The sequence below is a fragment of the Pectobacterium sp. IFB5596 genome (assembly GCF_021432585.1).
GTDB classification, from domain to species: Bacteria; Pseudomonadota; Gammaproteobacteria; order Enterobacterales; family Enterobacteriaceae; genus Pectobacterium; species Pectobacterium punjabense.
Map to the genome: position 1 here is coordinate 31,783 of NZ_LXFY01000002.1, position 26,786 is coordinate 58,568.

A 26,786-nucleotide genomic window follows, 5' to 3' on the forward strand; every position below is an offset into this window, starting at 1 on the left:
CGGCTTAGGTCAATTGCATAATGTATGAGAAGAGAACCTCACGTATACTCATTAGCGAGCAATGAAGTAATAGCGTGGTAATAGTGACTACTACGTTTCTGATAAACCAATAATAAAGGCTTGCATCATGTCAGATAAATCAGAAAGTAATGCTGCACAAGAGCAGCCACTTTATATTAAGGTTCATGATTCTGATAATGTTGCCATTGTTGTTAATAATAATGGCTTACGTGCTGGAACCCGTTTTAATGATGATCTGGAATTAATTGAGCATGTTCCACAGGGGCACAAAGTTGCCCTTGTTGATATCGCCAAAGCAGGTGCAATCATCCGCTATGGCGAAATTATCGGGTATGCACTGCGCGATATTGCCCAGGGAAGCTGGATTGATGAATCCCTGGTCGAATTGCCTCAGGCTCCTGCGCTAGAAACTCTGCCGCTGGCGACCAAAATCCCCCCCGCGCTTCCCCCTCTGGAAGGCTATACCTTTGAAGGTTATCGTAACGCCGATGGCAGCGTGGGTACGAAAAATCTGTTAGGCATTACCACTAGCGTGCATTGCGTCGCGGGCGTAGTGGACTACGTGGTCAAAATTATCGAACGGGATTTATTGCCCAACTATCCCAATGTAGATGGCGTGGTCGCACTCAATCACCTCTATGGCTGCGGTGTGGCAATCAATGCCCCTGCCGCAGTGGTTCCCATCCGCACCATTCACAATCTGGCATTAAACCCAAATTTTGGCGGCGAAATACTGGTGGTGGGTCTGGGTTGTGAAAAATTACAGCCGGAACGTCTGCTGGAAGGGACGCCGGATGTACAGGCCATTTCTCTTGATGACACCAGCATTGTCCGCTTGCAGGATGAACAACATGTTGGTTTCCGATCGATGGTGGATGACATTCTGACGATGGCAGACAAGCACCTGCAACGATTGAACAAACGTCAGCGTGAAACCTGTCCGGCATCAGAATTGGTTGTCGGCATGCAGTGTGGCGGCAGCGATGCTTTTTCTGGCGTCACCGCTAACCCGGCCGTTGGTTTTGCATCCGACCTGCTGGTACGCTGCGGCGCAACCGTCATGTTCTCTGAAGTAACCGAAGTGCGTGACGCCATTCATCTGTTAACGCCACGCGTTATCAATGAAGACGTGGGTAAACGTCTGCTGGAAGAGATGGCCTGGTACGATAATTATCTCGACAGCGGTCAGACTGACCGTAGCGCTAACCCATCGCCGGGCAACAAAAAAGGTGGCCTCGCGAATGTGGTGGAAAAAGCGCTTGGCTCTATCGCCAAATCCGGTACCAGTGCAATTGTCGAAGTTCTGTCTCCCGGTCAACGTCCCACCAAACGCGGGTTGATTTACGCCGCAACGCCAGCCAGCGACTTTGTATGTGGAACACAGCAGCTCGCTTCTGGCATCACCGTACAGGTCTTTACCACCGGTCGCGGTACGCCCTATGGTCTGCTTGCCGTACCCGTGATCAAAATGGCAACCCGAACCGCATTGGCAAACCGCTGGCACGACCTGATGGACATTGACGCGGGTACGATTGCAACCGGAGAAGCCACAATTGAAGACGTCGGCTGGCAGCTTTTCCATTTCATTTTGGATATCGCCAGCGGCAGGAAAAAAACCTGGTCCGATCAATGGGGACTTCATAACGCCTTGGCCGTTTTCAACCCGGCCCCGGTAACCTGATTATCTTTTCCCGCAGGTCAGAGTCATTCTCCGGCCTGCGGATGGCGTTATTTGATCTGCAATAAATTCCGCTTTAATGCGAAGGGGAAAAAACGGAGAAAAAGAATAACAAATAGCAATGCAGCAACATTTCATTCCATTGGTGCAATGAAATAATATAAAAAAATTAACAAGTGATTATTCTTAATCAGAAACAATGTTTATATAGAACACATTTCAAGTAAAAATTCTATGTTCTACTCCCCTATTCTTCATCATTTTTTCTCTAATTATTTATTGCCAATAAAATGAATCAATTGACAGGTAATCGTCCTCATCATAAATTTACGCCTGCTGAAAAAGCGTGCTAACAATGATGAAATATTTGTTACAAATATATAGTTACAAAATCTCCATCACGCACAATATAGGGTTAATAGCCCGCTCATTATTAAATAGTGCTTGGCATTATTTTATATAAGCGAGTAAGCCACCCAAGAAATTTCAGTATACCCATTTGAATAACTTGAATATTTACACAGCAATATGCCTGACAGATTTCACAGTATCGTCACGCGGCAGCCTTGCAACGTCTTAGCCTCTGGAATAGCCAGAACCGCTGAGACGAGAAAAGCGGTCGGCATGGCTGAACTTGGAAACTGAGCGGGATACGTACGCCGGGGTTTCTAATGAGATTAAATACACCTGTCACACAGCAGGAGTATCTGTTAGACATGGACACCATATTGATGTCCACAACAAATATTCACAGCCACATTACCTATGCCAACTCTGCCTTTATTAAGGTTAGCGGTTTTTCTGAAGAGCAGCTCATCAACCAGCCGCACAATATTGTGCGCCATCCAGACATGCCCGTTGAGGCCTATGCCGATCTGTGGTTTACGCTGAAACAAGGCGATAGCTGGACCGGATTAGTCAAAAACCGCCGTAATAACGGTGACCATTACTGGGTTCGCGCCAACGTGACCCCGGTTTACCAGCAAGAGCAGCTGGCAGGCTATATCTCGGTACGTAACACACCCAGCGCCGAAGAAATAAAAGCGGCCGAAATGTTGTACAGCGCCGTGCAGAAAAAGCAGGCTGGCAGCCGTAAATTCTACAAAGGATTGGTTGTTCGCACCGGACTTTTCTCTCCGCTGTCGCTTTTGCAGAAATTGTCAGTCCGCTGGCGCTTGCGTGCTGCGGTATTGGCTGTCGGGCTTATTCCCACATTACTTGCTTTCAGTGGCATGAACCCCCTGTGGCTGTTGGCGCTGACGTTACCACTCATCGTCATCATGGATCAGTTTCTACAGCAGCAAATTGCACAGCCAATCAAGATGATACTCAAACAGGCGCAGCATGTGGTATCAGGCCGTAAAGTAAAACATATCCACCTCAATCGGATAGACGAAATTGGCTTACTGCTACGTTCAGTTAACCAGTTTGGCCTGAATCTGCATTCGCTTGTCGATGACGTCAGTACGCAAGTTAACGGCATCACGAATGTCAGCCGTAAATTGGCGGAAAACAATGTCGATCTGAATAGCCGTACAGAAGAAACGTCGGCAAATCTGCAACAAACCGCCGCAGCCATTGAAGAAATTACCGTTGCTGTGCAGCAAAGTGCAGAAACGGCGGCACAAGCGACAGTAATGGCAGAAGCTGCCAGCAGCACCGCGCTTAAAGGTGGCAATATCATGAAGGAAACCATCGGGATGATGGATTCCATTTCCAGCGCCAGCGATAAAATCGTCGATATTATTGGTGTAATAGACAGCATCGCTTTCCAGACCAATATCCTCGCGTTGAATGCCGCCGTTGAAGCCGCTCGCGCTGGCGTACAAGGGCGAGGGTTTGCCGTGGTCGCCGCCGAAGTCCGCAATCTGGCGCAGCACTCCGCTTCTGCGGCTAAAGAAATTAAAACCCTGATCGATGCCAACGTTGAAAGTGTGAAGCAAGGCAGCACAATGGTAGAAACCGCGGGTAAACATATCAGCGATATCGTTGATGAAGTATTCCAAGTCTCCACCATGATCAAAGAGATCAGCAATGCGACACATGAGCAGACTTCTGCATTAGGCCTGATCAATACCTCGATTGCGCAGATAGAACAAATGACACAGGGCAATACCGATATGGTTACGCAATCAACCGATGCCGCCGAAGGGCTAAACCTTCAGGCTAAGCGACTGAACAGCGCAATTAACGTGTACGGGAGCTAATTGCCCCCATCCCAGCACGATTACTGGCAAGGGAGTAAGGAAACACTCTTGCCAGCGCTCATTCTTCTTTGCAACAAATGCCTAGCCGCTCCTCGCCCCATTTCATTTGTAAGCTTTTCGTAAAGAAAATAACAATACCGCCGATAGTAACTGAAGAACTGACTTATTTCAGGAGGAAGTGATGTCCAACGATATCAGCCGGATTACCATGAATACGTTGTCAAAAGCCACGGTGGCTCCGACAACCAGTAAAGCGACATCAAGTAAGGCTACCTCTGCTACAGAGAGTAAGTCTGCGTCTACGGCAGGTAGTGGAGCTCAACAAAAGATTGCCGCATTACAAAATCAAATCCAACAGCTAACCAAAAAGCTAAAAGAGTTGGGTGAGTCAGCCGCCAGTGCGAAAAGTGAAGATGAACGCAAACTCATCAAGCAGCAGCAGCAGATGATCCAGGCGCAAATACAAGCCCTGTATGCCGAAATTGCCCGTATCCAAAAAGAAGAAGCTGAAAAGAAAGCGCTTAGCGCAGCGTCAGACAAAGCATCACAACCTTTAGAAAATAAAGGAAAAAAAGACGGTGTTGATATCTACGTCTAATCACCATCTCTGACGAATCTCCCCTTTCTTCCTCTCCCTTTCCTGGTAGATATACTTTGTTACATTAGCTATCAGGAAAGTGAGTATTTCATGTTTCATTGCCAACAATGTCACCTTCGAGAAAGTGTTTAAATTGCCGATATAAGGGCTTGTCCCGCCAATAATTCGGGTATTAGGCATATTTTCAGGAGGGAAGATGTCAAACACAATCAGCAGTATTAGCGTATCGACGACAACCGCAAGCAGCAGTAAAAGCAGCAGCACATCAGAACAACAGATTGCGCAGCTCACCAAGCAGGTCCAGGCGCTCACCAAACAGGCGAGTAAGCTGACCGAATCGGCTTCCAGCGCAGAAAGCGATGAAGATCGTAAACTGATCGAACAGCAGCAGCAGGCAATTCAGGCGCAGATCCAAGCGTTGCAGGCGCAAATTGCCCGCTTGCAGAGTGAAAAATCAGAGCAGCAGTCTGATTCCTCTGCTTCGACGCAACATGCTAAACAAGAGGGCGTTAATCGTCCGACAGCAGACAATAAAATTAATATCTACGTCTAGCCTGTGTCAGGGATGGGTAACCAGTTAACATGAAAGGTCGCTTCATTGAAGCGACCTTTTTTCGTCAGAGCCTGTGGCAGGAAGTTAATAATCAGGGGCGGGACCGCTTCAGCGGCGTGACTAACCCTTGCAGACCCTCTATCTTGATTGCCAGCGTAATTTGCATCAATTCTCCCAAGCGACCATGAGGAAATTCATCCTTGCGGGAGAACCACAGCAGGTACTCTTCTGGTAAATCAATCAGTACCCGCCCCTTATATTTACCAAAGGGCATCTGCATCGTGGCAATGTCTATCAGGTCTTCTTTTTCCATCCGTTTACGCCCCTAATAATCGGATCATTTCCGCCTCATCGATCACCGTAATCCCCAACTCTTGCGCCTTTGCCAGTTTAGAGCCTGCGGCTTCACCGGCAATCACCATATCGGTTTTCTTCGAGACGCTACCACTGACTTTTGCCCCTAATGCCGTTAGCCGATCTTTGGCTTCATCGCGGGACAAAATACTCAGCGATCCGGTCAATACCACCGTTTTTCCCGCAAACGGGCTGTCAATCTCTTCGGCATTGATGATTTCAACCTCAGGCCAGTGGATGTTGATGCCGGCAGGATCGGTCAGCTCGCGGATCACAGTTTGGTTGTGTTCTTCTTCAAGAAAATGGCGTACATGCGCAGCAACAACTTTACCGACATCCGGCACCGCCAGCAGCGCTTCTTCATCTGCCGCAAAAAGCGCCTCCAGTGAACCGAAATGAGCAGCCAGATTGGCAGCCGTCGATTCGCCAACGTCACGAATCCCCAACGCATACAGGAAACGCGCCAGCGTAGTGCTTTTCGCTTTTTCCAGCGCATTGACCAGATTTGTCGCAGACTTCGGCCCCATGCGATCCAACCCCGTCATGATCCCGGCGCTTAAACGAAACAGATCGGCTGGCGTTTTGACGTACTCTTTTTCCACCAGTTGATCGATGATCTTATCGCCCATGCCCTCAACATCCAGCGCACGGCGAGAAACAAAGTGCTTCAGTGCCTCTTTACGCTGGGCACCACAGATCAAGCCACCGGTACAACGCGTGACGGCTTCCCCTTCCACACGCTCAACGTCAGATCCACACACGGGACAAGCCACGGGAAAGACGATCGGTTGTACGGTTTCTGGCCGCTCAGATTCAACAATACCAACGATCTGCGGGATCACATCCCCCGCTCGACGTACAATGACACGATCGCCAATCTGCAAACCCAGCCGCTCAATTTCATCAGCATTATGCAGGGTGGCGTTGCTGACAATCACACCCGCTACGGCGACCGGCTCCAGACGCGCAACGGGCGTAATCGCCCCCGTCCGCCCTACCTGAAACTCGACATCGCGCACCCAAGTCAGCTGTTCCTGCGCGGGGAATTTAAACGCCACTGCCCAGCGCGGTGCGCGGGCAACGAACCCTAATCGCTCTTGCAACGCCAGCGAGTCAACTTTGACAACGACGCCGTCAATATCAAAACCTAACGCACTGCGGGTCTGTTCAACCTGACGATAAAAATCGAGCACCTCGGCCGAGCCAGTACAGAGCTTGATTCTGTCACTAACGGGTAGCCCCCATGCCTTGAACTGCATCAGGCGCTCCCAGTGACTGGCGGGCAATTCACCGCCTTCCAGCAGGCCGACGCCATAGCAGAAGAAGGTCAGTGGGCGTTTAGCCGTGATACGGGGGTCAAGCTGACGTAGCGATCCAGCGGCAGCGTTACGCGGGTTGGCAAAGACTTTGCTTCCTGTACGGCGAGCCTCTTCATTCAATTTTTCAAAGCCGCCATGCTTCATAAACACTTCACCGCGTACTTCAACACGGCGCGGAATATTTTCACCCTCAAGGCGCAACGGGATCGCTCCAACGGTACGGATGTTGCTGGTGATGTTTTCCCCCGTCGTTCCATCCCCACGCGTGGCAGCCTGTACCAGAACGCCCTCTTCATATAACAGGCTGACAGCCAAACCATCCAGTTTCAGTTCGCAGCAAAATGTCAGGTCATCACCGTTCTTCAGTCTGTCGCCAATTCGCTTGCTGAAGGCCAGATAGCTCTCTTCATCAAAGACGTTATCCAACGATAACATCGGCACTTCATGACGTACCTGTTCAAATGCCGCCAACGGTGCCGCACCGACGCGCTGCGTAGGAGAATCACTCGTCACCAGCTCTGGGCGATCGGCCTCCAATGCCTTCAGTTCCTGCATGAGCTTGTCATATTCGATATCAGGAATTTCGGGCGCATCTTCAACGTGATATTTATATTCGTGATGGCGTAAGACCCGGCGCAACTCCGCTACCCGCAGTGCGGCCGCATTCACTTCGGCTGGTTCTTTCTTCACTGGTTTCATACCTGTTTTATCTGACGTGTCGCCCTGTCGGCGTTATGATTTTTATAATTCTCGCCCGTGGTGTATCAGAGCGAGAATCATTAGCTTGCGGACTGAGCGGCGCAGAAATCGTTTGAGCGCCGTCAGTTTTATTTCGTTTACGGTTTAGACGTGCTGGCTTTAATCGTGTTGATGATATTTGTCGTGGAGCAACCGTCCTCAAAATTCAGAACCTTCACTTCACCGCCGTTGGCCCAGACCTCTTCACTACCAGCGATTTCATGTGGCTGGTAGTCTCCGCCTTTCACCAGAATATCCGGCAGGATGCTAGCAATCAGGCGCTGTGGCGTATCTTCTTCAAACGGCACAACCCAATCGACAGCTTCCAATGCTCCTAGCACGATCATCCGCTGCGGCAGTGGGTTGACGGGTCGCGTTGGTCCCTTCAGCCGCTTGGTGGATGCATCGCTGTTTACCGCAACGATTAACCGATCGCCAAGCTTGCGGGCGTTTGCCAGATAAGACACATGCCCGGCATGCAGAATATCGAAGCAGCCGTTGGTCATCACAATCTTTTCGCCACGCTGACGCGCCAGCTCAACGGCATGTTTCAACTGTTCTTCAGTCATCACGCCAAATCCGGTTTCGGCACGACCGCGGATAGCATTCTCCAACTCAATCGGCGTAACGGTAGACGTTCCCAGCTTGCCAACGACAACACCGGCGGCGGCATTCGCCAAGAAACAGGCTTCTTCCAGCGGATTACCCGCCGCCAGCGCAGCAGCCAGAACACCAATTACGGTATCGCCTGCACCGGTCACGTCATACACTTCCTGCGCCTGCGTCGGCAAATGCAGCGGTGCTTTACCTGGCTGTAGCAGCGTCATCCCTTGCTCGGAACGGGTGATCAACAAGGCAGACAGATCGTAATCCGCCACCACCTGCATACCGCGCTCGACCAGTTCTTCTTCCGTTTTACTGCGCCCTGCAACGGCTTCAAACTCAGACAGATTCGGCGTCAGCAGCGTCGCACCACGGTAACGAGAAAAATCGGTGCCTTTCGGGTCGATCAACACCGGAACACCAGCCGCTTTTGCCGTCTGAATCATGGCTTGCACATGCGCCAACGCGCCTTTCGCATAGTCAGACAGCACCAGCGCACCCATTTTTGGTAACGCCAGTTGAATACGTTCGATGATCGGCTGAGGATCGATCCCCTCAAAGCCCTCTTCGAAATCCAGCCTGATCAACTGTTGATTACGAGACAGCACGCGCAGCTTGGTGATAGTGGGATGCGTGGGAACAGAAACAAAGTCACATTTCACATTCACTTCAGCCAGTTTGGCATTCAGTGCACGTGCAGCATCATCAATTCCCGTTAATCCCACCAGACGCGAGCCAGCCCCCAGTGCGGCGATGTTCATTGCAACGTTCGCCGCCCCACCCGGGCGCTCTTCGATCGTATCAACTTTGACCACAGGCACCGGTGCCTCTGGTGAAATTCGGCTGGTAGGGCCATACCAGTAACGATCCAGCATGACATCACCCACCACTAACACACCCGCTTGACGGAAATCAGGCAGCGTCACTTTCATCCTCTACTCCAGGCTTATTTCGCATAATGCGCGTAATAATATCATAGGCACGATCATTACACGCCCACCAGCCACTTATTCCAACTCACCAGCACCTGCTCCCGCTCCGCAACAAACCGCTCCTGGCTGACACGGCCAGATAGTTCCTGCAAAGCCAGATGGTGCAATTCATTGCGCATGGTGACATAGGCCAGCTTGAGCGCATTAGCTTCGCTCTCTTCCATCACGCCATACTGCGCCATCAGTTCCAGAATTCGTACATTGTCTGACCAACGGGTCAAACGCGGCTCCTGGGCGGCGTAGCGCAGTACCAAATACTGGGCGATAAATTCAATGTCCGTAATGCCGCCCGCATCCGTTTTGATATCAAAAAGCGTTTTATCTTTGTTCGCCAGATGCTGACGCATTTTTTCCCGCATTTCGCGCACTTCGGTTCGCAGAGTATCCGCGTCACGCTCTGCGCAAAGAATACGACGACGAATAGACTCAAAGGTCTGCTGCACACCGCTTTCGCCATACACCATACGTGCACGCACCAACGCCTGATGTTCCCACGTCCACGCCTCGTTGCGCTGATAATCATCAAACGCTTCCACCGTGCTCACCAACATGCCTGCCGCGCCCGATGGACGCAGACGAGCATCCACTTCATACAAAATGCCTGATGACGTCCGAGTACTAAACAGATGCATGACTCGCTGTGCGAGGCGCAGATAAAACTGGCGACCATCAATACTGCGTTCCCCCTCCGTCATCACGTCAGACGGACAATCCAAGAGGAAGACCAGATCCAAATCAGAGCGATAACCCAACTCCCAGCCGCCAAGCTTGCCATAGGCAATGACGGCGAACCCTCGCCCTTCACGGTGTTGCAAATGGGATGGCTGACCGTAGCGCGCTACCATCTGTCCCCATGCCTGCTGAACTACTGCCGCGATAATCGCTTCCGCCAGATACGTTAAGTGATCGCTCACTTTCATCACCGGTAGGACGCCGCCGATGTCCCCTGCGGCAATGCGCAACTGCTGTGACTGTTTAAACTGGCGCACGGCTTCCAGTTGTTGTTCTTCATCGTCCTCAGGGACACGCATCAAATACTGACGCAACTCATCAGAGTAGGCGCCCGGTGCCGTCGGCTGATACAGCGTTGAGGCATCAAGCAATTCATCTAACAGGAGGGGATAGCGCGCCAGTTGGCTGGCAACCATCGGCGAAGCCGCACATAGGCGAATCAACTGAGCCAAAGCTGCACGAGACTCCAGCAACAGCTCAAGATAGGTGGTACGTGTGACGATGCCCAACAGTAACGGCGTCAAACGAGATAGCACCGTATCCGCCTCCTGCCGAGCGCACACTTCCGCCAGTAAACACGGCATGAGCTGATCCAGCACATCCCGCCCGCGCGGCCCTATTGTGCGTTTCGCCACATCGTGACGGAATTCCACAATCGTCCGCATCAACTTCTCACGCACGGTTTCCGTAAGATGCGGCGTTAGCGGAGCCAGTTCACCATCATCCAGCGTATCCTGCCATAGGCTGCTGTAGCTGCTATGTTCGGGGATATCGTTATTGTCTGGTGCATCATCGCCGATCAGCTCATCAAATACGTTCCGCACCGCCTGCATATGCTGTGCCAGCATGGATTGCAGTACGTCCCAGTTGTCGAAACCCATTCCCCATGCCAGCCGTTGCTGATTGAGTTCATCACCCGGCAGCGTTTGCGTCTGCTCATCGGCAATCGCCTGCAACAGGTTCTCCAGACGGCGCAGAAACAGATAAGCGCCACTGAGATCGAGCACCTGTTGCGGCGTTAATAACCCCAGAGTCCCCACATGCTGGAGCGTAGGTAGCAGCGATCGTCCCTGTAACCCCGGTTCACGCCCGCCACGAATCAGTTGGAAAACCTGCGTGATAAATTCGATTTCACGAATCCCCCCGGCTCCCAGCTTGATGTTGTTGCGCAAATCCCGGCGACGCACTTCACGGGCAATCATGCTCTTCATATTTCGCAGCGATTGGATCACGCTGAAATCAATATAGCGACGGAAAACGAAGGGCTTCAGCGTACTACGCAGTTCCTGGCTGTAAGCATCATCCATTCCACCCATCAGGCGCGCTTTGACCATTGCGTAACGTTCCCAGTCGCGGCCCTGCTCCTGATAATAATCTTCCATCGCTGCAAAGCTGAGTACCAGTGGCCCGCTGTCGCCAAAGGGACGTAGCCGCATATCCACACGGTAAACAAAACCATCGACAGTCGGTTGATCTAGCACCTTGATCAGCCGCTGTCCCAGACGCGTGAAGAACTGTGCATTATCCAGTTCACGCCGTCCGCCTTGCGTATGACCATTTTCGGGATAGACGAAGATGAGATCGATATCCGAAGAGAAATTGAGCTCTCCTCCACCCAATTTTCCCATGCCAAGAATCAGCAGAGGCTGAGCCACGCCCTGCGCATTGCAAGGCGTCCCCCACTCACGACAGCAGGCCTGATATAGCCAGCTTCTGGCCGCCACAATGACCACTTCGGCCAGTTCACTCAACTGACGCAGCGTGTGTTCGGTGGTGCTGGTTTGCAGCGCCTGTGACCACGCAATTCGCGTCAGCATATGGCGACGAAACCGACGCAATGCCGCCATCAACGCATTTTCGTCGTTAACATCGGTCAATGCGTTACTCAGCCAGTCGGCGTAGTGCTGCCATTCTTCAGGCTGCGGCGGTTGCTGATGAATCCCTTGCCACCAGTCAGGATGCAGCGCAAGCGCATCACTGACAAAATCGCTCAATGCCAAAACAGCGGCATCGCTGTCCGTTATCAGTGCATCAGGCGCGGCTTCCCGCAAACGCGATAGCGCACGCTGAGAGTGTTCCGTCAGAAGCGCAGGTAAAGCAGGCAAAGGAAGTATCGACATGGGTGTTCCCTTGATGTGCCGCCTATCCTCACTGACAAGCGGCAGTTAACGGTTACTGTCCGCCGCTATGTAGCCAAAACGGGGACAAGGTCAGCACGGCTTTACGCTGGGCTTCCAGATAGACGGAAGGAGCCTTCCCGGCAGCAAGCCGCTCAATCTCCTGGAGTAACGCTCGCCAGTGTTCAGTGTAAGCTTCGACTTGCTCTGCCGGATAGGCACCAGATAAGAGGAGAAATGCGCAGAGATTACGTTGAAGACGAGGAATTTGCTGCTCGTACTGCGCATCCGTCAAGGTAGAAGAAAAGGCGCTTTTCAGCTCCGCCGTACTACGGCTTAGCATAATGTCAGCAAAGCGTTTGAACGATCCCTGTAGCTTAATGCGATCTTTATTATCCATATAGTCACGCCAGCCAGACTCGACTAGCCAGGAAGTCAGTACTAACTTACTTTGCAGGTAGTCAGCGCTATAACAGATCTCCGCGCCACCGGGGCCTTGTAGCCGATTTTCCAGAGTAGTGAGTGCAGAGCGAAAAAGCGTAGTCACCTTACGTAGCACGACGCCGCCCACCAGCACCAGCATTTCACGCATCAACGCGCTTGCCTGTGGCAGGGCTTCACGAGCAGAGGAATCCCCTCTTACCCAAAGCTCTTCGTGGTATTGCCAGTGAGCCAGCGCCAATTCTAACGCCGCGCGAATGGCCTGATCGATGTTGGTTTTTGCATCCACGACCAATGTATTGAGCGGAAGACATTCGCGTACGGGATTGCCTTTAGCCAGATGGTATCCACGTGCCGCTTTACTGAGGCTCCCCTGCCGCATACCACCAAATTCCGCAATTTCTTTTGCCAAGGCCAACAGATGAGTGGTTTGTCCAAGCTTAAGCTCCATCTCCAGTTCGCACAGTGGTTCACTCAGATCGCCAGCACGAATTTCGCCGCGGTCTAATGCAACCTCAATCACGCTTTGGTAGTAAGTAAACACCCACTTCTCGCGCGTAAAATCCGTACTAAACAGTGGATTAAGTGAGGGTTGCAGCACCTCAATATCGCAATCTTCCGGCCACATTTCCGCGGGAAATAGGCTGAGATCCAACTCTGCTTTCTCCAGCGCAACGTTATATTCAGGGTGTTGGTGCAACCCACCAATCACCTTACCCGCTGTTTTCGCTGTCATTTCGTAGCGTTCATTCTCGCCGCGAATACGTAGGCCCATCCCATTACGACGCAGATAGTTATCTGCGGTTTCATAATAGACATTGCTCAGACGCTGAGCGCGCATATGCTCATACTGGCTGTAATCACTCTCCCATTCAGCCAACTGCGTCAGCAGCGATTCAACGCTGTCAGGATGAACAATAAACTTCAGTTCAATTTCTTCACTCATAGCTTTCACAACACCAAGATCGCGTTCATTATTATGTCAGTAAATAACATTTTACTTCACCTTACTACCCTTACCGCACACACTCTTTTTCACCTGCGAACAAGCGCGCATTTCTTATGCAAACCTGCCATCAAGAACATTCTCCTTTCTGTTTAAATACGGAGAGCACAGCCTTCCTAGCACAACCTCCGCCAAGAGTAAGACTGTTCTCATTTCGGTTTATACATTGCCTCGTCAGACTTAAGCCTCTACTATCAGACCACCATTAACGCAACATGATGATCTTATGCAGAAATTAGGCTTACTCTGTTTCACTTTATTTTCTCTCACGCTGAGTTGGACCACACAGGCGGAAGAAAAACGCTACATTTCCGATGAGTTATTGACATATGTCCACAGCGGGCCGGGCAATCAATATCGTATCGTCGGCACGCTGAATGCAGGCGCTGAGGTCACGCTACTCAGCGTTAATGAAAGCGCAGGCTATGCGCAGATCCGTGATGATAAAAACCGTACCACCTGGATTCCTCTCGACCAGCTTAGTGATACGCCAAGCCTGCGCACCCGGGTGCCGGAATTGGAAAAACAGGTAAAAGACCTGACTGACAAACTGAATAATATCGATCAGACCTGGAACCAGCGTACCGCCGATATGCAGCAAAAAGTGGCTGCCAGCGATGATATTATCAACGGATTACGTCAGGAAAATCAGGATCTGAAAAATCAGCTTACCGTGGCACAGAAAAAAGTCAGTGCGGCAAATGTCCAGCTTGATGATAAACAGCGCACCATCATTCTACAGTGGTTCATGTATGGTGGTGGGGTTGCGGGGATAGGCTTGCTGCTAGGCTTGCTGCTGCCGCACATCATCCCGCGTAAAAAGAAAAATGACCGTTGGATGAATTGATTGGAATATATGCCTGCTTCTTGCAGGCATTTTTCTCTGCGGCCAACGCAACAGCATAAAGATGATAGTATGTTGCGAAACATTGGTTATTTATTCAGGAGCCCAACGTTGAAGATTTACCTTGTCGGCGGTGCTGTTCGGGACAGCCTGCTGAGTTTACCCGTCACCGAAAAAGATTGGGTGGTGGTCGGCGCTACGCCGGAGAATCTGCTTGCACAGGGCTACCAGCAGGTTGGAAAGGATTTTCCCGTTTTCTTGCATCCTGTCAGCCACGATGAATACGCCCTCGCACGAACCGAACGCAAATCCGGCAAAGGCTATACTGGGTTTGTCTGCCATGCCGCACCGGATGTCACGTTAGAGCAGGATTTACTCCGCCGCGATTTGACCATCAATGCGATTGCCCGTACTGAGCAGGGCGAGCTGATCGATCCGTATCACGGTCGTCGCGATCTCGAAAACCGCGTACTGCGCCATGTCTCTGGCGCCTTTGGCGAAGATCCGTTACGCGTCCTGCGTGTCGCCCGTTTTGCCGCCCGTTTTGCCCACCTCGGCTTCCAGATTGCAGAAGAAACCATGGTATTGATGCAAAAAATGGTGCATGAGGGTGAACTGGCTTACCTGACGCCAGAACGCGTCTGGAAAGAGACGGAAAAGGCTCTCGGAACGTCGTCGCCGGATGTTTATTTTCAGGTGCTGCGTGACTGCGGTGCGCTGGCTGTACTGTTCCCTGAAATCGATAACCTCTATGGCGTACCCGCTCCAGCCAAATGGCACCCGGAAATCGATACCGGCATTCACACCATGATGACGGTGGCAATGGCCGCACGCCTCAGCCCTGAGATTGACGTGCGCTTTGCCACACTGTGTCACGATGTCGGAAAAGGGCTAACGCCCCCCGAACTGTGGCCACGGCATCATGGCCACGGCCCTGCGGGTGTCAAACTGGTTGAAGCCCTGTGTCAGCGTTTACGTGTGCCTAATCCCATTCGCGATCTGGCGAAATTAGTTGCGGAATATCATGACCTGATTCATACCGTGCAGGTACTGCAACCCAAAACGCTATTGAAGTTATTTGATGCAATTGATGTCTGGCGCAAACCCCAGCGTCTGGAGCAGCTAGCGCTGACGAGCGAGGCCGATGCCAGAGGCCGAGCCGGTTTTGAAGAGAATCCTTATCCACAAGGCGATTACCTGCGTGAAGCCTTCCGCGTTGCCGCTCTGGTCAGCAGCGCAAGCGTCGTCGCCGACGGTTTTAAGGGTATTGACGTGCGCAATGAACTGGCTCGCCGCCGTATTCACGCTCTGGCAGAGTGGAAAGCACAACAGCCTGATATATTGGGCACATCCTGAAAAAAAAGAGGCCACGCATTAGCGCGGCCTCTTCTCTATCTAACGACAAAATACGCTCTCAATCTTACATAAACACCATGTAAACCACGCCCGCGACGATAAAACGGTAAATGGCGAAGGGGACAAACGAGATACGTTTGATGATTTTCAGGAAGGTTTTAATCGCAATCAGCGCCACGACAAACGCCGTCACAAACCCCACGGCAAACATTGGCACATCAGCCAGAGACAAGAAATGCCAGCTTTTATACAGATCCAGAACGGTCGCGCCCATCATCATGGGAACCGCCAGAATAAAAGAGAATTCAGAGGCCGCATAGCGGCTGACGCCCACCAGCATTCCGCCGGAAATGGTCGCTCCCGAACGTGAAAAACCGGGCCACAGCGCCAGACATTGAAAACAACCAATCATAAACGCCTGACGATGCGTAATGTCATCCAGCCCAACGGCACGTGGTTTTTTAGGCTTGAGCCATTCAGCCGCTAATAGCAGAAAACCACCGATCACCAACGCATACATCACATTTTGTGGATAAAATAACGATTTGATCACGTCGTGGAAAACCAGCCCAAGCACCACCGCGGGGATCATAGCCAGCAAGATGTGCGTCAGCTTCAGTCGGCCAGCCGTATGCCCTTCATGCGGCACCTTGCCAAAGTGAATCCCAATCAGGCCAAAGAGACGACGCCAGAACATGACGACAACCGCCAGAATTGAGCCAAGTTGGATAATCACTTCAAACGTCTTGGCTTTCTCATCAACAAACCCCAACCAATGACCAACAATAATCATATGCCCCGTAGACGATACGGGCAGAAACTCGGTCAACCCTTCGACCACGCCAAGAATAAATGCGATTAGCAGCGAATGCAGGTCAGTCATCTAAAAATCCTTGCCTCTAATAAAAACGAAAATTGAGCCCATAAAAAAGCGGCCGCGTACTTTCGCGAGCCGCTACAATTGGCTTATAGACTATTTGGGTTACGGTTTAGTTGCACGTAAATCAGTATTTATTCTATTAAATCAGATTTATCGCGTACCGCGTTCGATAATGACCCCAACCTGACGCGCCTGCGCGACGGCACCTGGCTTGCTGAGCTTGAGCCGCAGCCAAGGGATCGAGAAGCGCTGCATCAGCAACTGTGCGACTTCTTCAGCAACGCGCTCCACCAGAGCAAAGCGCTGGTTTGCCACATGGGCAATCACCGCATCGCTAACATCGGCATAGCTCAGGCAGTCCTTAACATCGTCACTGGCCGCGGCCTGACGGTTATCCCAGCCCATTTCGATATCGAACACCAATTTCTGCTGGATAGTCTGTTCCCAATCGTAAACACCAATGGTAGTGATTACAGTAAGTTCTTCAATAAATACGATATCCATCACGCCGTTCTCTGTTTTTGTCGCTGTCGGATACCACTTCCGACGGAATGTGCGTATTATCCACAGATGAGAAGAGTAAAACGACCCTTATTAAACGGAATGGCGTTATGAGTGTTACCGCGCTTGGTATGATGTTAATCGCGTATCTGTGTGGCTCTGTTTCCAGTGCGATTTTGTTTTGCAGAATTGCTGGGCTACCCGACCCGCGTCAGCATGGTTCTGGCAATCCTGGAGCCACTAACGTATTGCGTATTGGCGGCAAAGCGGCCGCAGCAACCGTGTTGGTTTTTGACGTTCTGAAAGGTATGTTGCCAGTCTGGGCTGCTTACGCATTGGGCGTTGCCCCGCTGTATCTCGGGTTAACCGCCATTGCTGCCTGCCTCGGTCATATCTATCCCGTCTTTTTCCACTTTCGCGGGGGGAAAGGTGTGGCAACCGCTTTTGGTGCCATCGCCCCTATCGGCTGGGATTTGACAGGCCTGATGACCGGAACCTGGCTACTGACCGTTCTGCTGAGCGGCTATTCCTCACTCGGTGCCATCGTCAGTGCGCTTATCGCCCCGTTTTATGTCTGGTGGTTCAAACCACAGTTTACCTTTCCCGTCGCGATGCTCTCTTGTCTGATACTGATGCGTCACCACGACAACATCCAACGCCTATGGCGCGGACAAGAAAGTAAAATCTGGGATAAACTGCGCAAGAAGAAGCAGCCAGATGACGAACAGACGTCCTCCGAAGAATAAGACAAAAAAATTCCCGTTTTCACGGGAATTTTTTTATGAAAGATGACGGGGATATTAGAATCGGCCGATGGCGGCAAACGTCTGCGACTGGACTTTAAACTGAGACATACTTTCTGCCAGCAGGCGCGCCTGATCTTCCAGTGAGCGCGTGGCTGCCGCGGATTCTTCAACCAGAGACGCATTTTGCTGTGCGACCTCATCCATCTGCGATACCGCCAGATTCACTTGCCCAATCCCATTACTCTGCTCACGCGTTGCCGTTGAGATTTCACGCATCAAGGACGTCACGCGCGCCACGGCGTCAGAGACGTCATCCATCGTTTCGCCCGTCATTTTTGCCATAATGGTGCCTTCACTGACGCGGCTCTGGGATTCCTCCATCAGCGTTTTGATCTCTTTCGCTGATTGCGCACTGCGCTGCGCCAGATTACGGACTTCACCCGCGACCACGGCAAATCCACGTCCCTGTTCACCCGCTCGCGCGGCTTCAACTGCTGCATTCAGCGCAAGAATATTGGTCTGAAACGCGATACCGTCAATCACCGCCAGAATATCGCCAATACGGGCGGAACTGCTGGAGATCATCTGCATCTTCTCAATCATGTTCCCCACCATCTCGCTGCCTTTATTGGCGATATCAGACACATTTTGCGCCAGCGTATGGGCTTGTTCCGCACTCTCGGCGTTTAGCGTTACCGTAGCGGTAAGTTGTTCCATACTGGCTGCAGTTTCTTCCAGCGATGAGGCTGACTCTTCCGTACGGGCGGCCAAATGGGTGTTGCCGGAAGACAGTTCGCGCGTACCAACATCGATCTGCATACCCGCATCGCGGACACGCCCTACGGCGGTTGCCAGCGAATGCTGCATTGCTTTCATCGCCTGAATCAGGCGACCAATTTCATTATTACCACCATCGGCAATCTGTTGGGTCAAATCGCCATGGGCAATAAATTCCAACTGTTCGACCGTCTCTTCAAGCGGAGACAAAATAGAACGCTTCAGGGCGACCCAGGCAGCCAACACCAGCAGCAGAACGAATAGACAAGCAATACCGATGATCGTCAAGCGCTCGAACGCAAAGCGTTCTGCTTCTGCCAGCATGTTTTCCCCGACTTCCAAGCCAAAGTCGCGAAATTCATTCGCAACCTTATCCATCTTCACGCTAAGCGGTGGTAGTACGTCCTGCAACAGCACGTAATAGGCATTCACATCGCCGCGTTTCAGCGCATCGACCATCGGCTGAACGCCAAGATTCATATATTGCTCGTAATTGCTTTTGACCTCTGCCGCCATTTTGGCGCCACGTTCCGTTACGGTGCCATAGGAAAGAAAACGCGCCATTTCTTTGTGGGAAAGTGCCGTGTAGGCTTCTGCTCTCGCCACTGACGCAATCGCGAGATCGGTCAGTCCATTTTCCATCTGGCGGGCAGCCAATGCTGCCCCCGTTCTGGCACGCAGCGAGGCCGTGTAACTCCCTGCCAGCGCCGTCACTTCTTTGCCCTGAATCTTGTCAATGGTCGTGAGCGATGTGATCCCCTGATTGATTGAGGTGATGCCAATTCCGCATACGAGTAATAAGAGCAGTACCATCGTGCCCAACAAAGCAATCAAGCTCGTCTTGATTGTGATGTTTCTTAACATTTTTGTTTCCCTGGAATTACAAACGATAAATAAATGCGGAGAAATGCTCCACATAACGTGATCTCGATCATGTTCCTATCGGTAACAAGCCTGCTTTCTTTAAAGAAACTTTAGTAACGAAAGTATTTTTACTTAAACGACTCACGCGAATGCATAGTGCTTCGACACGCTAAAAATCGGCGACATTAAATGCTTTTTGGCTATAATGGCGGCCACGCTATTTCAGGTTTTAAGAGAAGGAAACTGACATGAGTCTGAACGATGTTCCGGCAGGTAAAGATCTGCCAGAAGATATCTATGTAGTGATTGAAATTCCCGCGAATGCCGATCCGATTAAATATGAAATTGATAAAGATACTGGTGCGCTGTTTGTAGACCGTTTCATGTCTACCGCCATGTTCTACCCATGCAACTATGGCTACATCAACCACACGCTGTCTCTGGATGGCGACCCGGTTGACGTGCTGGTACCGACCCCGTATCCGTTACAGCCTGGCTCCGTGATCCGTTGCCGTCCTGTTGGCGTACTGAAAATGAGCGACGAAGCTGGTGAAGATGCCAAGCTGGTTGCCGTTCCGCACAGTAAGCTGACCAAAGAATACGATCACATTAAAGACGTTAACGACCTGCCTGAACTGCTGCGTGCACAGATCGGCCACTTCTTTGAACACTACAAAGATCTGGAAAAAGGCAAGTGGGTGAAAGTTGAAGGTTGGGATAACGCTGCTGCGGCGAAAGCCGAAATCGTTGCTTCCTTCGAGCGCGCAAAAAACAAATAAGCGCCTTTCAATACGCAATCAAAAGCATTGCGTATGCGAAAACATGACGTGCTCAAAAATAGCACGATCAAAAACACCGCATTACGCGGTGTTTTTATTTATACCGACCATGATTTGGTGGTTACTCGACTTCAAGCCTCTTCATCACGTTTCAACCAGTCGCCGCTGGCAATACGCGTCAACCCTTCAGTCGGGTGTTTATATAGGTAGATCCAGGCACTACCCAGAGGCGTGGAAATCAGCTCTCGCTGGTATTCATGGCCGTCTCGCTTTAACGCATCCAGCTCCGTCAGTATCGACGAGCTGATGCGATAAACCTCACAATGGATTTCTCCATTTCCGGGGACGACTGCCGGATAATGGCCGAGATCGTACAGCTCGAAACCGGCGAGCTGACAATCCCCTAACCATTGCGCATTCGTCATCCAATGACTATTTCCCTGTTTGCGTCGTAAACTGCCGTAAACAATAATTCGCATCGCTAGAACTCAAACTGATAGAGCACATCTAGTGCCTGGCTAATTCCAGACACCGCTTCCAAGTATAGCTTTGGCATCAGGCGGTAACGCAGCGTTAACGTTGCCAAAGAATCGAATATGCCAACTCCATATTTCACTTGCAGACCCGGAAGGACGTAGCCGCTGACGACAACCTGAGAATTATCGCCAACACCCTGTGTATCCAGAGCTAAATTACTTACGCCAAAGGCCTCGCCGATTTTACCCACAACTTGACCACTTTGTGCAACCCCTAAACCTACTAACATTGAGGTCATCGCCGAGCTATCTGCTCCACCGCTGTCCAAACCCTGTCCACGCAGCAGATAAGAGAGCGCTTCCTGCTGTGACATCGCCGGATCGGAGAAGACTTCCAGCTTCGGCGTGGCGGCCATGCCCGTGACGCGAACACCAGCCGTAACGTCATCAGCCGTGTTGTCTGGATTACGAATCGCTTCGATATTCAGGATCGGCTGATCTGGTGGGCCAGAGAACAAAATCAGTCCCTTACGAACGATCAAATCCTGCCCATAGGCTTTAAAACGACCGGATGGAATATCGATTTGGCCGTTCAGCCCTAATCCGCGCTCGTCTTGAACCATCTTCAGGTCACCCTGTAGACGAGCGGCCAGCCCAAACGCATCCAGTTGTACATCATTCCCGACGCGGATCGTTAGATTGCTGTTAATCGGAATCGCAGCGCTGGCTTTCTTCAACGGCTGGCGCTGAGCATCGAGCATCACTTCATCCGATGACACCGCCACCGCGCTTTCCGGCATGTCTTTAACCACAATGCGCGCCCACGGAATACTGACCGATCCATTGAGCGCAAACAGCTGCGGCGTCGCTTCAAAAACAATATCCGGCGACACATCCAACCGCGCCATCGGTGGAATCGTCACCCGCAGCTTCTGGCCTTTCGCGGCAATGCGCGCACGCCAGGCGTCAGGCCGAGACCAGTCGGCATTCCCGCCTAGGTTCAGTTGCCCATTGTCCGTTTTCAAAAAGCCTTGCAGCGTTGACGACATCCCGCTGAAGTTTACCGCCAGCCGCCCGTTCGTCAGATCGATAGGCATCCAGTTACCATCAATATCCAACCGTTCCAGCACCATTTGGCCGAATATCTGCGGGCGAGCGACATCGCCCGCCAGACGCAGGTTTGCATTTAGCATGCCTGCCGCCTTTTCTCCTTTGCTCAATGCGGGGTTGAGCAAGGCCAGCGAAATATTATTGATCGTGACACTGCCGCCGAGATTGCGCCGCCCCTGTGGATCGCTCACCTGAATATCGCCGCTGAAGCGCCCGTTTTCCCGAATTGCCATCAGCCAACCGAGCTGTGCTCGTCCACGATCGAGCCCAGCATTCAACGTAAAGGTATCGAAATCAATCGGCAGCGTATTGCCCTGCATCTGTTGACGCACGCTCACGCCGTTACCCACCAGCGAAATTTTCGCCTGTGGTAAACCTTGTCCCGCCTGCCAACTGATATCGGCACCGCCCGTGAACGTCCCAGCCAGCACCGTATCTTCCGTCAGGAACGGTTTTAACATCGCGAGATCGAAGCGGTTCAGTCGGATACTCGCCTGCCCGCTCGGCCCTGCTTCAATCGCTTTTGGTACACAAAGCTCGGCGTTCGGATTGCGCCAGCAGTGCGTTCCAATCGTGATCTTCTGTTGTGTATTCTGGTAATCCAACGCCATATCCTGCGCCAGACGCCATTCCCCCACCGGCGTGTCGAAACGGGTATTGTTCAGCATTCCACGCCAGCGTTGTTCCTGACGATCAAAGCTACCTGAAAGCGCCAGTTGCCCCGCGACCGGTTCCCCCTGCATAGTCAACCGAAGCTGATGCTGCTTCTCATTGCCGCTGGCATCCAGCGTCAACAGGGCAATATTCAGGCCGTCCTGCTTCAGCGCTTCAAGGCGCATCGCGAGTTTGCCCTGAATCTGCTGTTCAGAACGCACATCACCTTCTACCCTCACCTGACTAATGGTGATCGCCTGCCAGCGCAGACCAGAAGCCGTAATATCCGCCAGCATCTGCGGTTCACGCAGATTACCGCGTAGCTTGAGTGTGCCAATGGCTCGCCCCGCCAAACCGGGCAACATCCCATCCAGCGACGGCGCATTGATGTCGGCATCCAACTGCCACTTGTCGCTCAGATCGCCTTTGACGTTAAGTTGGTTACGCCCTAACGCCAGATTCAGCTCAGGTATTGTCCACTGCCCCGCCGCGTTACCGCGCAGTTCACCTCTGGCCGTGAGCTTATTCGCTTTCACGTTACCATCCAGCCGCAGTTCCGGCACCTGCAACTGCCAGCTACCGCCATAGACGCTACCGCGCGTTGTTATCTTGCCATCTATTTTCGCGGGCCATTCGGGCCACTGTTTCGCGGTGTTAATCCCGTTCAGCAACAGCTCACTGCGCCAACTGATTGCTTTACTCCAGTCGATAAGGGCGTTCAGATCGGCATTGCCCTGCAACGCCGCCAGCCGTAGGCGACTCAGCGTAAACTGCTGCTCATTACCTTTGCCATCCAGCAACAGTGTCGCTGGGGGAATATCTGCCCCGCTCAAGTCGCCGCGCAGCGACAGGGCATAGTCTGTCACTTTGCCGTTAAAACGCAGCCTGACGTTGCTGGCCTGATACTGTGTTGCGCCCGTCAACGGCCAGCGCACGCGTTCGGTTTGCAGCGTCAACGCCAGCGGTAGCCCGGCTTCTGCCAGTTTGGTTTGCAGTTCCAACTGCGCACGCTGTGGCCCCGAGAGATTCAGCGCCACATTCAACTGTTCGCGCAGTCCGCCATCGACCGTCAGCTTCAGCGTCTCACCCTTGAGCGGATCGACGTTCAACACGCCGTTCGCCGCCAGTGAAACAGGCCAGTTATCACTGAGCGTCGCCTCACCGCGCACATTTAATCCACCCTGCGGCGATTGCACGATCAGCTTATCCAGACGCAAATGCTGTTGCTGGGTTGACGCCTGCACGAACAGGTTATTAATCAAAATATCCTGATCGCCCGTCAGCCGCAGCTGTTCACCGTGAATCTCAACGATGTTCAAATCCAGCGGTAGCGTGAACTGCGGTAAATCCGGCAGCAGCGGTTTGGAGAACAATTCGCTCAGGCGTTCACCCAGAGGCTGTTCAGGCTCTGCTGGCTTGTCCGAGGCATTATCCGTTTTCGCCGTTGGTATCGGTGTCGTCGTCGTGGCTGTCGCTACCGTGTTATTTGCTTCTAGCACGTTATCGATTTGAAGCGTTTGTGAGGTGCCTTGTTCAGCTGCCTCGCGGACATTTTCCGCCGTTTCTTTGATGACGGACGCCATTTCCGCTGCCGTCACTTTGCCATCTTCCAACACATCAACAGGCGTTTTCGGCAAAGCCACCAGCAGCGCACTAATTTTGGTCGGTAACAGCGTCAACGCGCGTCCTTCCCACTGCATTCCCGTACGGAATTCACCCAGTGAAATCGCCGTATCATCGACGGTAACCTGAACGCCGTTGAGCACCAGTTGACGCAGAGAAATAGGGAAAGGCGCTGAGATTTCTGTGACCGGTTCTGAAGGCGTTGTAGGTTCTTCTGATGCAGGCAACGCTTTGGTATCCACCACCACGTCAATGCGATTAGCCGATAGGTCATTGATGCACAGTTGGCTTTTACGCAGACAGCCCAGCGCGAGCGACAGATGAAATTCTTCGCTCTTTACCGTTACGCCCGGCATCTCGTAGCTGACATTTTTCAGGGTTAAATCACGCCAACCACCGCTCACGCTGGCGATCTCCAACCCCGGCACCACGCGCGCGGCGGTATTCAGCAACAGGTGCAGACCCGGTGTGGTCCCGACTAACAGGCCCACGCCAACCACGAGCAGCAGTAAGAATGCAACAAGGCCAATCCCGATACGTTTCCACCAGCGTCCTTTTCGTACTGGCACCGCCGATACATGATCCTGCGCGACCTGTTCTTCCGTCACCGCAGCGGGTGTGCTGTTGTCGTTTTTATCATCCATCATAATTCAGGCCCCAGTGCGATATAGAACTGAACATCGTTCTTCTTCTCTGCATCGCCAATCGGCATGGCAACATCGAATTTCACCGGACCAATCGGCGAGGCCCAGCGTACACCGACACCCGTACCGGTCTTGAAGTTACTCCGTTTGATGTCATTCACCGCTTCACCTGAATCAACAAAAACCGCGCCCCACCATTTTCCCGTCACGTTGTATTGGTATTCGAGCGATCCGGTCGCCAGTTTAGACGCACCGGTCAGTTTGCCGTCGCTGTCGCGCGGCGAAATAGATTTGTATTTATACCCACGGATGCTGCGATCGCCACCGGCAAAGAACCGCAGTGAGGGCGGCACACGGGAAAAATTATTGGTTTCAATCCAGCCCAAATTGCCGCGCGCGACGAAACGGTGTTTATCCGCCAGCGTGCGAATCCAGACGTTTTGTGCCTGAACCACGGCAAAATCGATATCCGATCCCCATGTGGTGTCGGAAATGTCGATAGAGTAGCGCTGCGTATCGCCCCATACCGGCATCAGCCCACCGCGCTGGCGGGTTCGGTTAATGCTGACCCCCGGATAGATCAGCATCGTGGTATCCGTTACGCTCGCCTGCGTAAAGTGGTCGAGACTCCAGCGCAGATTAATCGCCCGCTGCCACCCGCTGGAGAGATCCCAGTAGCGAGCGACATTCAGCGTGGTGCCATCAGATTGGGTATCGTTGAGATCTTCGCGCTTGAAACCGCCTTGCAGCAGGTAATACTGCTCTAGTGGGTTCTTCAACAAAGGAATTTTATAGCTAAAATCAAGCGATTGCTCTGGCGCGGAGACGCTCAGGCTGCTTTCAAGGCTGTGACCCCGTGAATTCACCCAAGGCTTATTCCAGGTGGTTTTAAAACGGGGGCCAACATCCGTCGCATAACCCACCCCGGTTTCGATGCGGTTACGGGTCCGCGGCGTCACCACCGCATCCAGCGGCAGTACTTTGGTACTTTTTGACTGGTCAAAATTGGGCGACACCACGACAGAATTGAACCACCCGGTCGCGGAAAGGCGGCGGTTTAACTCGCCGAGGTCTTCGCTGGTATACACATCACCATCATGAAACGGCACCAGATTTTGCAGATAATCATCGCGGATTTGTGCGCCCTGAAAGTGTACAGCGCCAAAGCGATAGCGTTCCCCGCTGTCAAAATCGATATCCCAAAAGGCTTCTTTTTCTTCACGCATCACACCGAGCTGACTTTGCAGGAAGCGCGCATCAAAGTAGCCTTTGCGTAACGACAAACCGTTCAGCCCGCTTTTAAAACGATCGTAATCACTATGATTCAGCACCGAGCCAATCTCGGGGCGATCGTCTTTAACCAGCTGTTGGTAATCTTTATCATCATGCGCACCGCCGCGCAGCGTGATGTTCACCCCTGCAATTTTTACCGGGTCGCCAGGGGTGACAGTGGCAATCAATACCGGTCGCCCACCATTAACGGCAGGCCGAAATTCAAAACCTATCTGTGGATCGTAATAGCCGAGTGCTCGCAACCCCTGACGGATCGCTTCATCAACGCGTGAGCGGAAACGCCCGTCGGCATTCACCTCATCGCCCGCTATGGTGGATAAACGCGCCCGTACATTCTTTTGCAACTGCCCTTCTAGCCCCATGACTTGCAGACGCACATTCGCCGCCTGGCTTTCAGGCACCAACATGAGCAACGCGCACATCAGGCCAAGAATCCGGTATCGAGAGACACCACCGCAGCGAGCAAGGCCGGTTTTTCTTCCCGCTATGCCTTTTTTCCCGGTGGCACTTTTTTGCCCAATGAAACGGTTCTTTGAAGTAAAACGTCTTTTTGCAATGAAAATAGTCACTGAGCTCCCTGATAAATCGATCTGTCACCCAAAACCTATAGCATGGCTTTCATCACTTCGCCCGCCACGCTGACGGTCATAGAGGTTCATGTTTCCAAACAAAACATCATGTAAAGCAGCAACAGGCTAATAACCCCGCATGAAATCAGTGATAAATACTAATTTTTTATCTTAGCGTTAGATATTAATCTGCAATTATCACTTTTTCGCGTTATGGACACGCATTACCTTAACATTAAACACTTTTAAGATATAAAGACAGGTCAATACTTCTTAGTTATGCTCTCAGTGAGAGAGGGTCATTCACCCAG

The 26,786-nt window shown here is 52.0% G+C and carries 19 protein-coding genes; 8 read left to right on the top strand and 11 right to left on the bottom strand.

Annotated elements, in window-relative coordinates; translation table 11 throughout:
• Window positions 1–127 precede the first annotated feature (127 nt).
• The 4 genes from garD to A6301_RS04370 all read left to right on the top strand — a co-directional run bounded on the left by garD (window position 128) and on the right by A6301_RS04370 (window position 5,057).
• Window positions 128–1,702, top strand: coding sequence for a galactarate dehydratase (gene garD / locus A6301_RS04355; protein ID WP_107170034.1), 1,575 nt, complete (start codon window positions 128–130; stop codon window positions 1,700–1,702).
• A 668-nt stretch (window positions 1,703–2,370) separates the two neighbouring features.
• Window positions 2,371–3,906 carry a PAS domain-containing methyl-accepting chemotaxis protein gene (locus A6301_RS04360; protein ID WP_165800661.1) on the top strand — a complete coding sequence of 512 codons (1,536 nt, stop codon included), beginning with the start codon at window positions 2,371–2,373 and terminating at the stop codon, window positions 3,904–3,906.
• Window positions 3,907–4,087: 181 nt separating this feature from the next.
• Window positions 4,088–4,504, top strand: a complete 417-nt coding sequence (locus A6301_RS04365) for a FlxA-like family protein (protein ID WP_215483458.1) — start codon at window positions 4,088–4,090, stop codon at window positions 4,502–4,504.
• Between the two features lie 196 nt (window positions 4,505–4,700).
• Entirely contained in the window at window positions 4,701–5,057 is a 357-nt protein-coding gene (locus tag A6301_RS04370) for a FlxA-like family protein (protein ID WP_205540170.1), read from the top strand.
• Between the two features lie 91 nt (window positions 5,058–5,148).
• Here the strand turns inward: A6301_RS04370 and A6301_RS04375 are convergent, their stop codons facing one another.
• From A6301_RS04375 to A6301_RS04395, 5 genes are all read right to left on the bottom strand, one after another.
• Complete coding sequence (locus A6301_RS04375) at window positions 5,149–5,370, bottom strand: DUF3820 family protein (RefSeq protein WP_107170030.1); 222 nt, start codon at window positions 5,368–5,370, stop codon at window positions 5,149–5,151.
• A gap of 4 nt (window positions 5,371–5,374) precedes the next feature.
• Complete coding sequence (ligA, locus tag A6301_RS04380; protein ID WP_234257199.1) at window positions 5,375–7,429, bottom strand: NAD-dependent DNA ligase LigA; 2,055 nt, start codon at window positions 7,427–7,429, stop codon at window positions 5,375–5,377.
• Window positions 7,430–7,566: 137 nt separating this feature from the next.
• Window positions 7,567–9,003: a bifunctional D-glycero-beta-D-manno-heptose-7-phosphate kinase/D-glycero-beta-D-manno-heptose 1-phosphate adenylyltransferase HldE gene (gene hldE / locus A6301_RS04385; RefSeq protein WP_107170028.1), complete on the bottom strand. Its 1,437-nt coding sequence runs from the start codon at window positions 9,001–9,003 to the stop codon at window positions 7,567–7,569.
• Window positions 9,004–9,059: 56 nt separating this feature from the next.
• Window positions 9,060–11,915, bottom strand: a complete 2,856-nt coding sequence (gene glnE, locus A6301_RS04390) for a bifunctional [glutamate--ammonia ligase]-adenylyl-L-tyrosine phosphorylase/[glutamate--ammonia-ligase] adenylyltransferase (RefSeq protein ID WP_205540172.1) — start codon at window positions 11,913–11,915, stop codon at window positions 9,060–9,062.
• 52 nt (window positions 11,916–11,967) lie between these two features.
• Window positions 11,968–13,299 (bottom strand): inorganic triphosphatase, encoded by a 1,332-nt coding sequence (locus tag A6301_RS04395; RefSeq protein WP_234257200.1) that lies wholly within the window; start codon window positions 13,297–13,299, stop codon window positions 11,968–11,970.
• Window positions 13,300–13,585: 286 nt separating this feature from the next.
• Between A6301_RS04395 and A6301_RS04400 the strand changes: the two genes are divergently transcribed.
• Window positions 13,586–14,206, top strand: a complete 621-nt coding sequence (locus A6301_RS04400; RefSeq protein ID WP_107170025.1) for a TIGR04211 family SH3 domain-containing protein — start codon at window positions 13,586–13,588, stop codon at window positions 14,204–14,206.
• 108 nt (window positions 14,207–14,314) lie between these two features.
• Window positions 14,315–15,559 (top strand): multifunctional CCA addition/repair protein, encoded by a 1,245-nt coding sequence (locus tag A6301_RS04405; protein WP_107170024.1) that lies wholly within the window; start codon window positions 14,315–14,317, stop codon window positions 15,557–15,559.
• A gap of 64 nt (window positions 15,560–15,623) precedes the next feature.
• Here the strand turns inward: A6301_RS04405 and bacA are convergent, their stop codons facing one another.
• Complete coding sequence (gene bacA / locus A6301_RS04410) at window positions 15,624–16,442, bottom strand: undecaprenyl-diphosphate phosphatase (RefSeq protein WP_107170023.1); 819 nt, start codon at window positions 16,440–16,442, stop codon at window positions 15,624–15,626.
• A 147-nt stretch (window positions 16,443–16,589) separates the two neighbouring features.
• Complete coding sequence (folB, locus tag A6301_RS04415; protein WP_234257201.1) at window positions 16,590–16,943, bottom strand: bifunctional dihydroneopterin aldolase/7,8-dihydroneopterin epimerase; 354 nt, start codon at window positions 16,941–16,943, stop codon at window positions 16,590–16,592.
• A 107-nt stretch (window positions 16,944–17,050) separates the two neighbouring features.
• On the opposite strand from folB, the gene plsY reads away from it, so the two are divergent.
• Window positions 17,051–17,686, top strand: coding sequence for a glycerol-3-phosphate 1-O-acyltransferase PlsY (gene plsY / locus A6301_RS04420; RefSeq protein ID WP_205540174.1), 636 nt, complete (start codon window positions 17,051–17,053; stop codon window positions 17,684–17,686).
• 54 nt (window positions 17,687–17,740) lie between these two features.
• On the opposite strand, the gene A6301_RS04425 is transcribed toward plsY, so the two are convergent.
• Complete coding sequence (locus A6301_RS04425) at window positions 17,741–19,327, bottom strand: methyl-accepting chemotaxis protein (protein WP_234257202.1); 1,587 nt, start codon at window positions 19,325–19,327, stop codon at window positions 17,741–17,743.
• A gap of 248 nt (window positions 19,328–19,575) precedes the next feature.
• On the opposite strand from A6301_RS04425, the gene ppa reads away from it, so the two are divergent.
• Window positions 19,576–20,106 carry an inorganic diphosphatase gene (gene ppa, locus A6301_RS04430; protein ID WP_048262061.1) on the top strand — a complete coding sequence of 177 codons (531 nt, stop codon included), beginning with the start codon at window positions 19,576–19,578 and terminating at the stop codon, window positions 20,104–20,106.
• A 131-nt stretch (window positions 20,107–20,237) separates the two neighbouring features.
• On the opposite strand, the gene A6301_RS04435 is transcribed toward ppa, so the two are convergent.
• The 3 genes from A6301_RS04435 to A6301_RS04445 are packed head-to-tail and all read right to left on the bottom strand — an operon-like array spanning window position 20,238 to window position 26,328.
• A complete protein-coding gene (locus A6301_RS04435; protein WP_107170019.1) occupies window positions 20,238–20,585 on the bottom strand; it encodes a gamma-glutamylcyclotransferase in 348 nt (115 codons plus the stop codon).
• A gap of 2 nt (window positions 20,586–20,587) precedes the next feature.
• Window positions 20,588–24,616: a translocation/assembly module TamB domain-containing protein gene (locus A6301_RS04440; RefSeq protein WP_234257203.1), complete on the bottom strand. Its 4,029-nt coding sequence runs from the start codon at window positions 24,614–24,616 to the stop codon at window positions 20,588–20,590.
• Window positions 24,613–26,328, bottom strand: coding sequence for an autotransporter assembly complex family protein (locus A6301_RS04445; protein ID WP_205543198.1), 1,716 nt, complete (start codon window positions 26,326–26,328; stop codon window positions 24,613–24,615). Before A6301_RS04445 ends, A6301_RS04440 begins: the two co-directional genes overlap by 4 nt.
• Window positions 26,329–26,786: the final 458 nt, after the last annotated feature.

Bases quoted from the DNA above. Each gene is read 5' to 3' on its own strand.
- A6301_RS04400 (WP_107170025.1), top strand. From the start codon at position 13,586: ATGCAGAAATTAGGCTTACTCTGTTTCACTTTATTTTCTCTCACGCTG.
- bacA (WP_107170023.1), bottom strand. From the start codon at position 16,442: ATGACTGACCTGCATTCGCTGCTAATCGCATTTATTCTTGGCGTGGTC.
- A6301_RS04360 (WP_165800661.1), top strand. From the start codon at position 2,371: ATGAGATTAAATACACCTGTCACACAGCAGGAGTATCTGTTAGACATG.
- ppa (WP_048262061.1), top strand. From the start codon at position 19,576: ATGAGTCTGAACGATGTTCCGGCAGGTAAAGATCTGCCAGAAGATATC.
- folB (WP_234257201.1), bottom strand. From the start codon at position 16,943: ATGGATATCGTATTTATTGAAGAACTTACTGTAATCACTACCATTGGT.
- glnE (WP_205540172.1), bottom strand. From the start codon at position 11,915: ATGTCGATACTTCCTTTGCCTGCTTTACCTGCGCTTCTGACGGAACAC.
- A6301_RS04435 (WP_107170019.1), bottom strand. From the start codon at position 20,585: ATGCGAATTATTGTTTACGGCAGTTTACGACGCAAACAGGGAAATAGT.
- A6301_RS04445 (WP_205543198.1), bottom strand. From the start codon at position 26,328: ATGTGCGCGTTGCTCATGTTGGTGCCTGAAAGCCAGGCGGCGAATGTG.
- hldE (WP_107170028.1), bottom strand. From the start codon at position 9,003: ATGAAAGTGACGCTGCCTGATTTCCGTCAAGCGGGTGTGTTAGTGGTG.
- ligA (WP_234257199.1), bottom strand. From the start codon at position 7,429: ATGAAACCAGTGAAGAAAGAACCAGCCGAAGTGAATGCGGCCGCACTG.
- A6301_RS04395 (WP_234257200.1), bottom strand. From the start codon at position 13,299: ATGAGTGAAGAAATTGAACTGAAGTTTATTGTTCATCCTGACAGCGTT.
- A6301_RS04425 (WP_234257202.1), bottom strand. From the start codon at position 19,327: ATGTTAAGAAACATCACAATCAAGACGAGCTTGATTGCTTTGTTGGGC.
- A6301_RS04370 (WP_205540170.1), top strand. From the start codon at position 4,701: ATGTCAAACACAATCAGCAGTATTAGCGTATCGACGACAACCGCAAGC.
- garD (WP_107170034.1), top strand. From the start codon at position 128: ATGTCAGATAAATCAGAAAGTAATGCTGCACAAGAGCAGCCACTTTAT.
- A6301_RS04365 (WP_215483458.1), top strand. From the start codon at position 4,088: ATGTCCAACGATATCAGCCGGATTACCATGAATACGTTGTCAAAAGCC.
- A6301_RS04440 (WP_234257203.1), bottom strand. From the start codon at position 24,616: ATGATGGATGATAAAAACGACAACAGCACACCCGCTGCGGTGACGGAA.
- A6301_RS04375 (WP_107170030.1), bottom strand. From the start codon at position 5,370: ATGGAAAAAGAAGACCTGATAGACATTGCCACGATGCAGATGCCCTTT.
- plsY (WP_205540174.1), top strand. From the start codon at position 17,051: ATGAGTGTTACCGCGCTTGGTATGATGTTAATCGCGTATCTGTGTGGC.